Source organism: Micromonospora sp. S4605 (assembly GCF_003176715.1).
Classification (GTDB): Bacteria; Actinomycetota; Actinomycetes; order Mycobacteriales; family Micromonosporaceae; genus Micromonospora; species Micromonospora echinaurantiaca.
This window is the reverse complement of record NZ_QGSW01000398.1, coordinates 1-7,502: the sequence shown is the minus strand read 5'-3', so window position 1 is coordinate 7,502 and position 7,502 is coordinate 1. Positions and strand designations below refer to the sequence as shown.

12 protein-coding genes are annotated in these 7,502 nt (G+C 74.9%); 7 read left to right on the top strand and 5 right to left on the bottom strand.

The window, feature by feature from the left end:
• The 5 genes from DLJ47_RS31915 to DLJ47_RS31895 form a co-directional block, all read left to right on the top strand.
• Positions 1-461, top strand: a 461-nt coding sequence (locus DLJ47_RS31915; RefSeq protein WP_233258135.1) for a gas vesicle protein GvpO, incomplete at its 5' end; no start/stop codon positions are given.
• A 1-nt stretch (position 462) separates the two neighbouring features.
• Positions 463-831, top strand: coding sequence for a gas vesicle protein GvpJ (gene gvpJ / locus DLJ47_RS31910; protein WP_088996295.1), 369 nt, complete (start codon positions 463-465; stop codon positions 829-831).
• Positions 815-1,654, top strand: a complete 840-nt coding sequence (locus DLJ47_RS31905) for a GvpL/GvpF family gas vesicle protein (RefSeq protein WP_109905653.1) — start codon at positions 815-817, stop codon at positions 1,652-1,654. The genes gvpJ and DLJ47_RS31905 overlap by 17 nt, the downstream gene beginning before the upstream one ends.
• 40 nt (positions 1,655-1,694) lie before the next feature.
• Positions 1,695-1,952, top strand: coding sequence for a gas vesicle protein (locus DLJ47_RS31900; RefSeq protein ID WP_109905651.1), 258 nt, complete (start codon positions 1,695-1,697; stop codon positions 1,950-1,952).
• Positions 1,949-2,350 carry a gas vesicle protein K gene (locus DLJ47_RS31895; protein ID WP_109905649.1) on the top strand — a complete coding sequence of 134 codons (402 nt, stop codon included), beginning with the start codon at positions 1,949-1,951 and terminating at the stop codon, positions 2,348-2,350. Before DLJ47_RS31900 ends, DLJ47_RS31895 begins: the two co-directional genes overlap by 4 nt.
• Before the next feature lie 33 nt (positions 2,351-2,383).
• Here the strand turns inward: DLJ47_RS31895 and DLJ47_RS31890 are convergent, their stop codons facing one another.
• The 3 genes from DLJ47_RS31890 to DLJ47_RS36040 are packed head-to-tail and all read right to left on the bottom strand — an operon-like array spanning position 2,384 to position 3,032.
• Positions 2,384-2,629 carry a flavin reductase gene (locus DLJ47_RS31890; protein ID WP_109905647.1) on the bottom strand — a complete coding sequence of 82 codons (246 nt, stop codon included), beginning with the start codon at positions 2,627-2,629 and terminating at the stop codon, positions 2,384-2,386.
• Positions 2,626-2,859, bottom strand: a complete 234-nt coding sequence (locus DLJ47_RS31885; protein ID WP_109905645.1) for a hypothetical protein — start codon at positions 2,857-2,859, stop codon at positions 2,626-2,628. Before DLJ47_RS31885 ends, DLJ47_RS31890 begins: the two co-directional genes overlap by 4 nt.
• Entirely contained in the window at positions 2,856-3,032 is a 177-nt protein-coding gene (locus DLJ47_RS36040; RefSeq protein ID WP_158289920.1) for a hypothetical protein, read from the bottom strand. Before DLJ47_RS36040 ends, DLJ47_RS31885 begins: the two co-directional genes overlap by 4 nt.
• A 199-nt stretch (positions 3,033-3,231) precedes the next feature.
• Between DLJ47_RS36040 and DLJ47_RS31880 the strand changes: the two genes are divergently transcribed.
• The gene (locus tag DLJ47_RS31880) at positions 3,232-3,999 is read left to right on the top strand and encodes a DUF5753 domain-containing protein (RefSeq protein ID WP_109905659.1); all 768 of its coding nucleotides are present in this window, start codon (positions 3,232-3,234) and stop codon (positions 3,997-3,999) included.
• A complete protein-coding gene (locus tag DLJ47_RS31875; RefSeq protein WP_109905643.1) occupies positions 3,990-4,181 on the top strand; it encodes a DUF397 domain-containing protein in 192 nt (63 codons plus the stop codon). The genes DLJ47_RS31880 and DLJ47_RS31875 overlap by 10 nt, the downstream gene beginning before the upstream one ends.
• 108 nt (positions 4,182-4,289) lie before the next feature.
• Here the strand turns inward: DLJ47_RS31875 and DLJ47_RS37320 are convergent, their stop codons facing one another.
• The gene (locus DLJ47_RS37320; RefSeq protein ID WP_233258134.1) at positions 4,290-5,681 is read right to left on the bottom strand and encodes an N-acetylmuramoyl-L-alanine amidase; all 1,392 of its coding nucleotides are present in this window, start codon (positions 5,679-5,681) and stop codon (positions 4,290-4,292) included.
• A gap of 140 nt (positions 5,682-5,821) precedes the next feature.
• Positions 5,822-7,502, bottom strand: a 1,681-nt coding sequence (locus tag DLJ47_RS31865) for an AAA family ATPase (RefSeq protein ID WP_233258133.1), incomplete at its 5' end; no start/stop codon positions are given.

Below are 7,502 nucleotides of genomic sequence, written 5' to 3'. Positions count from 1 at the left end.
GCGCGGGAACGGGCGGGCCCGCCCGGTGGTGGAACGGGTGCGGCGCGCCGGGCCGGGCGCGCCGCGCGATGGCGGCGAGGGAGGTGCGCGCGGTGGCGGAGCAGAGCCGCGGCGGCGGCCGGGCCGGTAGGAACGAGCCGGCCGAGCAGCCGTACGACGAGGACGAGTACGACGAGTACGAGGACGAGGAGGAGTACGTCGAGCCGATCTCGGCGGCCGAGGCCGCCCGGGAGGGGCTCCGGCAGGTCGTCGAGTTGACCGGCCGGGACGCGGTGGGGACCACCTCGCTGAAGTCCGTCCGGGACGGCTGGCTGGTCGGCGTGGAGGTGGTCGAGGACCACCGGATCCCCGCCTCCACCGACCTGCTCGGCCTGTACGAGGTGGAACTCGACCTGGAGGGCGGCCTGCTCGGCTACCGGCGGGTGCGGCGCTACCAGCGCGGAAAGGGCGAGGTGGGCTGAGATGAGCATGCAACCCCCGTCCGTGGTGCAGAACTCGGGGCAGGTGCTGCCCGCCGGCCACGAGCCGGCCAACCTCGGCGACATCCTGGAACGCGTGCTGGACCGGGGCATCGTGATCGCCGGCGACATCCGGGTCAGCCTGCTCGACATCGAGCTGCTCACCCTCAAGCTGCGACTGGTGATCGCCTCGGTCGACACCGCCCGGCAGATCGGCATCGACTGGTGGGAGCACGATCCCTGGCTCAGCTCGCGAGCCCGCCCGCCGGTGGAGCCGGGCCCCCGGGATCCGGAGCAGGTCGAGGCGGAACGCCGGCCCCGGGTGGCCCGGCGGGCCGCCCGGAGGGAGGAGTTCGATGAGTTCGACGCCTGACCTGGCCGCCGACGCCGGCCGACCCGAGGTCGGCACCGGCGTCTGGCTGCACGGCGTGGTCCGCGACGTCGATCCGGCGGTGCTCGCCGCCATCCCGGGAATGACCGGCACGCCGGTCCGCGCGGTGCGCGCCGCCGGCCTGTCGGCCGTGGTCAGCACCGCCCCGCTGACCGAGTACGGCGAGCAGGCGCTACGCCGCAACCTGGAGGACCTGGCCTGGCTGGAACGGGCCGCCCGGGCGCATCACGCGGTGGTCGACGCGCTGGCCCGCCGGGGGCCGGTGGTGCCCGCCCGGCTGGCCACCGTGCACCACGATGACGCCCGGGTGGCCGGCCAGCTGACCGGCCGGCAGGCTGAGCTGACCGGCCTGCTGGACCGGCTCACCGGTCGCGGCGAGTGGGGCGTCAAGGGCTACCAGGTGCCGGGCGCGCTGCCCCGGGCGAGCGAGGACGCCGGCACGGGCGGCGCCGGTGCGGCGTACCTGCGCCGGCGGCGGGCCCAGCTGACCGCCCGCGAGCAGGGGCAACGGATCGCCGCCGAGGCCGCAGCGGCGGTGCACGACACGCTGGCCGGGTACGCGGTCGCCGCCCGCCGGCACGCCCCGCAGGACCGCCGGCTCTCCGGCGCGCCCACCCCGATGGTGCTCAACGGCGCGTACCTGGTGGAGAGCGCCCGGCTGGCCGGCTTCACCGCCCTGGTCGCCGCGCTCGGTGAGCGGCACCCGGAGCTGCGGCTGGAGCTGACCGGCCCGTGGCCGCCGTACTCCTTCGCCGAGGAGCGCCCGGCCGGCCCGGCGCTGACCGTCCGGGAGCCGGCGTGCTGACCGGACCCCGCGCCCGATCGGACGACGCCCGGGGGCCGGCATGGTGACCACCGCGCTCGCGCCGAACAGTGCCGACGACCCGCTGGCCTACCGGCCGGTGGCCCTGGTCGACCTGCTCGACCGGGTGCTCGCCACCGGCGTGGTGATCAGCGGTGACATCACCATCGCGATCGCCGACGTGGACCTGGTCCGGGTCTCGCTGCGTGCGCTGGTCGCCTCGGTGGGCGCGCTCGCCCCGCCCGAGCTGCGGGACGCGGTGGCGAGCGAGGCTGTCGGGCCGGTCGTGGAGGCGCCATGACCGGCGGCGAGGACGCCGGTCGCGGCCTGGCCCGCCGGGCCACCGACAGCCGGGACGAGGCGGCCGAACTGGCCGCGGCGCTGGGCGAGTCGCAGCAGTGGCAGCAGCCCCGGGTCACTCCGCTGGACCGTCGGCTCGCCGTCGACCGGGACTCCGTCGAGCGGGGACTGGCCAGTCTGGTGCTCACCGTGATCGAGCTGCTCCGGCAGCTGGTGGAACGCCAGGCGCTGCGCCGGGTCGACCTGGGCGACCTCACCGAGGAACAGGTCGAGCGGATCGGCGTGACGCTGATGGCGCTGGAGGAGCAGATGGCCGAGCTGCGCGAGTACTTCGGGCTGGCCCCGGAGGACCTCAACCTCGACCTCGGCCCGCTCGGCCCGCTGCTGCCCACCGACTGACCGGCCCGCCACGCCGTACGCCCGGGCGGCGGGCTACCGGGCGCGCGCCCAGCCGGTGAAGCGCTCCGACAGGCCGACCGGCTGCGCGTGCCGGTCGAGCGCGGCGAGTTGGCCGGCGGCCTCGGCCTGGAGGGTGGCCAGGTAGACCAGCAGGGCGGCCCGGTCGTGCCGGTACTCGCCGAGCAGGCGCAGCTTCGCTGGGGAGCAGGGCCAGGCGATGCCGCAGGCGGCGCAGCGCCAGGTGGGGCGGGACGGCAGGTGCTGGGCGCGGCGGCTCACCCCGCTGTCACCTGGACGTTCGTCACCCGGTCCACCCGGACGAACGCGTACCGCTCGCGGACGGCGATCGAGCCGTCCGGGCGGACCTCACGGCCCTTCAGCTCGGCCCACTCCGCGCCCTCGAAGGGGCCGCGGCTGACGACCTCGGAGATGTGCAGCGTCAGCGGACCGCTGCCGAACCGGTACGCGTCCTCGGGCACCCGGATGACGTGGCCGACGATCAAGCTCACCAGTGCCCTCCGTTCGCGCGCCACCGCTGGCCCCGGGTGAGGTTCCCGGCCCGGCCCGGGTCGGTGGTCGGGAGGACCTGCGTCGGCTGGGTCGCCCAGGTCGGCCGCTCGTTCGGCGGCCACTGGCGGGGGAGTCGCTGGGTGGGCTTGCGGCGCCAGAATCGGAGTCGCACCGGGAACCTCCTTCACTGGTGTGGAGGGGCCGCCCCGGACGGTCGGCCGAGGCGGCCCGCGACTGGCACGACCACCGGGCCCTCGGGTCGCCTCCACCGGCCGCGCCGTCTGACGCCACCCTCGCAACCGTTGTGGTCCGATCACACTGCGTTGCACTATGGCTTCAAGATGTTCAGGACGTTCCGGAGAGGACGGGACATGAACCATGCCGTAGTCGAGGCGATGACAGAAAAGGGTGAGACGGCGGACAGCCTCGTAGCTCAGACCGGTGTGGATCCGAAGACGGCCGCGCGGTGGGCAAACCCGGGACGGATCCCGCAGACACGACATCGTGCCCAGGTCGCGAAGATTTTGGGCCGGGACGTAGCGGAACTGTGGCCGGATGTCCTGAAGCGACGAGAGCCGGCATGGTTCCGGCCGTGGGCGGACATCGAACGCGAGGCGGTCGCGCTGCGCTGGTTCGAACTGGCCTGGGTGCCGGGCCTTCTGCAGACCGAGGCGTACGCGCGGGCGACTCTCGCCGGGGAGGCGTTGACCGCCGGTGAGGTGGACCAACTCGTCTCGGCCCGCCTCGGGCGGCAGGGCGTTCTGAAGCGGGAACGCCCGCCGTTGCTTATCGCGATCATCGACGAAGGCGTACTGCGCCGCACGATTGGCGACGATCGCGCGATGATGCGTGAGCAGTGCGACCACCTGGCGCGGTGCGCGAACCTGCCGTCTGTGCAGGTTCACGTCGTGCCGGTGGGGGTAGGCATGTATCCGGGCCTCGGCGGGGCGTTCATCCTCGCGGAGTTGCCCGAAGGTTCGCGGGTGGCGCATGTCGACGGTCAGGCGCAGGCGCAGATCATCGAACAGAACGCGGAAATTGCTACCCTTGACCGGCGGTGGGCACGGATCAGCGGGGAGGCCCTACCGCGAGCGCAATCCCTGGACCTCATTCGGAAAGCGGCAGAGTCATGGACGTGACCGGCGCTCAGTGGCGCAAGAGCACGAGAAGCGGGAACAACGGTGGGGCCTGCGTCGAGGTCGCCGGCAACCTTCCCGGCGTGGTGGCGGTCCGTGATTCCAAGGACCCCGACGGGCCTGCGCTGACCTTCGCCCCGGCGGCCTGGCGGGCCTTCGTCGCCCAGGTGGCCGAGCGCGCCTGATCGACAACGCAGCACGCTGAAGCGCCCGTCCCGACTCGGGACGGGCGCTTGTGCGTCGGCCCGTACGCCCTCGGCGGCCGGCGGACCGGCGCCGCGACGACCGGCGCGTCAGCAGCGCGGCACGCCGGGGATGAAGCCGTCGTGGCCGGTCAGCACGTAGGCGTCCGAGATGTAGCGGTTGGTGCCGATCCGGTTCCAGACGTTGCTGGTGCCGTAGGTGCCGGTGACCGTGGTGCCGGTGGCCTGGCAGTAGATGCTGACGCCGGCCCCGTCGGCCACCGAGCCGACGACGGCGTAGCCGGTGCCGGGACCGGAGCGGACGTTGAGGCTCGACCCGCCGGTCTCCACCGTGCCGGAGCCGATGCCGGTGACCCCGTTGACCAGCTGCAGGTAGTAGGTCCAGTTCCAGTTGGGGCCGGGGTCGGTGTGGGTGGCGCCGGGCACCTCGCGGTGGCCGATGATGTGCGTCCGGTCCCGCGGGATGCCGTACCTGCTGGTGAGGTTGCGGGTGAGCGCCGCCGAGGCCCGGTACATCGCGTCGGTGAACCAGCTGGGGTTGTCCACGTACCCCTCGTGCTCGATGCCGATGGACTGGGTGTTGTAGGTCCAGTTGCCGGCGTGCCAGGCGATGTCCTTCTCCCGGACGGACTGGGTGACCGCCCCGTCCGAGGACCGGAACGTGTAGTGCGCGCTGACCTTGGCGGCCGGGTTCTGGAACCAGCTGATCGAACCGGCGTAGGAGCCCTGGGTCACGTGGATGACGACGTACCTGACCGGGTGGCTGGTGGGCCGGCTGGCCACTGTGTAGTTGCTGGTGCTGGCCGGCGCCCACGCGGCCGGCCCGTAGTCGGTGCTCAGCGTGCCGACGCCGCCGGTCGGCGACGCCTGGCCGAGGGCTCCCCGGTGCGGCGCGACCGGGCGGCCGGCGACGGTCACCGCCGCCTCGGCGCCAGCGGTGAAGCCGGTCCGCAGCAGGTCGTAGACGGCGTCGGCGTAGAGCCGGGCGACCGCCGGGTCGCTCGCGCCGCCGTACCGGGCGATCGGTTCGTACCAGCGGTCGACGTTGGCGCGCTCGGCCCGGCCGAGGCCGGCCTGGTCGGCGTAGGACCGCAGCACCGCCGCCGCGCCGGTGATGTTCGCGGCCGGGTCGGTGCGCAACGCCGGGAGACCCAGCCCGGTCAGCCGGGCCGCCTCCTCCAGGGTGTGCACCCGGGGGTTGCTCACCAGGTGCATGACGCCGTATCCGCCGGACGCGCTGGGCTCGCCGGCGTGCCCGTCCAGCCGGGTCTCGGCCTGGCCGAGGGCCACGAGCAGGTCGCGGGGGACGTCGTAGCGGGCGGCCGCGCCGTCGAAGGCGGCGGTCAGGGCGCCGGGCGTCGACGCCGCCCGGGCGGCGGCCGGTGCGGCGGCCGAGCCGACCGCGCCGGCCAGGCCGAGGGCGGCGACCAGCACGGCGCCGAGCAGGCGCCGAGGTCGTGGTACGCGAGATCGAACGCTCACTGCCACTCCTTAGATCGACCAATGGAGATATCTCTATGGATGAGGAGTGACGATAGGCAGCGTTCCAAAAATTGTCTACGGCCCGTGCTGTCTCTGCGAAGTTTTCCTTCGACGTCGGGCCGGCCGGTCCCGCCGGGCGGTCAGCCGGCCCGCTGCTCGGCGTACGCGGCGAGCCAGGCGACCTGGGCCGGGTCCAGCGACGGGCGGACCCGGGCGCGCGCCGCCGCGACGTGCGCGGCGGTGACCGTGGAGGCGGTCAGCGACTCCCGCATCGCGGCCAGCGCCGCCTCCCGCACCAGCGCCGCGCAGTCCGCCGCCGAGAACCCGGCCAGCTCCTCGCCCAGCCCGGCCAGGTCCACCTCCGCATCCAGCGGCACGTTGCGGGCGGCGGCCCGCAGGATCTCGGCCCGGGCCGGCCCGTCCGGCGGCGGCACGTAGACCAGCCGTTCCAGCCGCCCGGGACGCAGCAGCGCCGGGTCGACCAGGTCCGGCCGGTTGGTCGCGCCGACCACCACCACGTTGCGCAGCGCCTCCACCCCGTCCAGCTCGGTGAGCAGGGCGGCCACCACCCGGTCGGTGGTGCCCCCGTCGGTGGCCTGGCCGCGTACCGGGGCCAGCGCGTCCACCTCGTCCAGGAAGACCAGCGTGGGCGCCGCCTCCCGGGCCCGGCGGAACAGCTCGCGGACCGCCCGCTCGCTCTCGCCGACCCACTTGGAGAGCAGCTCCGCGCCCTTGATCGAGAGCACGTTCGCCCGCCCCGACCCGGCCAGCGCGGTGACCAGGTAGGTCTTGCCGCAGCCGGGCGGCCCGTAGAGCAGCACGCCGCGCGGCGGCTGCACGCCCAGCCGGGCGAAGGTGTCCGGGTAGGTCAGCGGCCAGAGCACCGACTCGGTGAGCCGCTCCTTCACCTCGACCAGGTCGCCCACGTCGTCCAGGGTCACCGTGGCCAGCTCCAGCGTGGACGCCGCCATCGTGGTCGGCCGGACCACCTCCAGCGCGGCGGTGAAGTCGGCCATCGCCACCGTCGGCGTCTCGGCCGACTTCTGCCGCAGCGCCGCCCGGATCCCGGCCTCGCGGACCAGCGCGGCCAGGTCGGCGGCGACGAACCCGGGGGTACGCCCGGCGACCTCGTCCAGCCGGACGTCGTCGGCCAGCGGCACCTGCCGGGTCAGCACTGTCAACTGCTCGCGGCGCAGCGCCGGATCCGGCAGCGGGACGGTGATCCGCAGCGAGAGCAGGTCCGGCGCGCGCAGCGCCGGGTCGACCGCCTCGGGGCGGCCGGTGGTGCAGACCACCGCCGCCCCGGCCCGGACGGTCTCGGCGAGCACCTGGCGGAACACGGTGGCCACCGGGCCCGGCTCGTCGGCCGGGGCGAGCGCCTCCACGTCGGTGACCAGCAGCACCGCCGGGCCGGCCGCGCGTACCTCGACGGCGGCGGCGCGCAGCCGCTCGGCGGCGGCCTGGTTGGTCAGCGCGGCCACCTCCGGGGCCCAGAGCGGGCAGACCCGGGCGCCGACCCGGGCGGCCACCGCGCGCACCAGCGCCGACTTGCCCGAGCCGGCCGGCCCGCTGAGCAGCACCCCGAGCGAGACCGTGGTGCCCAGCCGGCCGAGCACCTCCCGGTGGTGGAAGCCGAGGTCGAGCAGTTCGGTCAGCTCCTCGGCCTGCGCCCGCAACCCGGGCAGCTCGTCCACCGACGGGGCGCTCTCCGCCTCCGTCGCGGCGTCGCCGGCCGCGGTCCCGGCACGGCCCGCCGGCTCGGCCGGTGACCAGGCGCCACCGGCGGCCGGGCCGGGCCGGGCCGCCGCTACGGTCCCGCCC

Excerpts from the sequence above, each read along its gene's own strand:
- gvpJ (WP_088996295.1), top strand. The coding sequence starts at position 463 with ATGAGCATGCAACCCCCGTCCGTGGTGCAGAACTCGGGGCAGGTGCTG.
- DLJ47_RS31905 (WP_109905653.1), top strand. The coding sequence starts at position 815 with ATGAGTTCGACGCCTGACCTGGCCGCCGACGCCGGCCGACCCGAGGTC.
- DLJ47_RS31900 (WP_109905651.1), top strand. The coding sequence starts at position 1,695 with ATGGTGACCACCGCGCTCGCGCCGAACAGTGCCGACGACCCGCTGGCC.
- DLJ47_RS31895 (WP_109905649.1), top strand. The coding sequence starts at position 1,949 with ATGACCGGCGGCGAGGACGCCGGTCGCGGCCTGGCCCGCCGGGCCACC.
- DLJ47_RS31880 (WP_109905659.1), top strand. The coding sequence starts at position 3,232 with ATGAACCATGCCGTAGTCGAGGCGATGACAGAAAAGGGTGAGACGGCG.
- DLJ47_RS31875 (WP_109905643.1), top strand. The coding sequence starts at position 3,990 with ATGGACGTGACCGGCGCTCAGTGGCGCAAGAGCACGAGAAGCGGGAAC.